Source organism: Bacillus cereus group sp. BfR-BA-01347, assembly GCF_022663835.1.
In the GTDB taxonomy this organism is placed as follows: domain Bacteria; phylum Bacillota; class Bacilli; order Bacillales; family Bacillaceae_G; genus Bacillus_A; species Bacillus_A thuringiensis_K.
This window is the reverse complement of the sequence record NZ_JAKUGG010000084.1, coordinates 1-389: the sequence shown is the minus strand read 5'-3', so window position 1 is coordinate 389 and position 389 is coordinate 1. Positions and strand designations below refer to the sequence as shown.

The window sequence follows — 389 nt, the reverse complement described above, 5'->3', positions numbered from 1 at the left end:
CACCGTGCGGGTTCGACCCCCGCCCTCGGCACCATATGCGCCCGTAGCTCAATTGGATAGAGCGTTTGACTACGGATCAAGAGGTTAGGGGTTCGACTCCTCTCGGGCGCGTTTTCTTTCGGGAAGTGGCTCAGCTTGGTAGAGCACCTGGTTTGGGACCAGGGGGTCGCAGGTTCAAATCCTGTCTTCCCGATACTTGTTTGGGGCCTTAGCTCAGCTGGGAGAGCGCCTGCCTTGCACGCAGGAGGTCAGCGGTTCGATCCCGCTAGGCTCCACCATTAGTTCTTTGAAAACTGAACGAAACAAACAACGTGAAACGTCAATTTTTATTTTAGATGCTAGACAAACTAACTTTATTGGAGAGTTTGATCCTGGCTCAGGATGAACGC

General features: G+C 53.0%; 3 tRNA genes. All 3 read left to right on the top strand.

From position 1 onward, the window contains the following. Nucleotides 1–37: 37 nt before the first annotated feature. The 3 genes from MR143_RS32755 (at nt 38) to MR143_RS32745 (ending at nt 278) form a co-directional block, all read left to right on the top strand. Nucleotides 38–111, top strand: a tRNA-Arg gene (locus MR143_RS32755). 8 nt (nt 112–119) lie between these two features. Then, nucleotides 120–193, top strand: a tRNA-Pro gene (locus MR143_RS32750). 9 nt (nt 194–202) lie between these two features. Continuing rightward, a tRNA-Ala gene (locus MR143_RS32745) sits at nt 203–278 on the top strand. Nucleotides 279–389 lie beyond the last annotated feature (111 nt).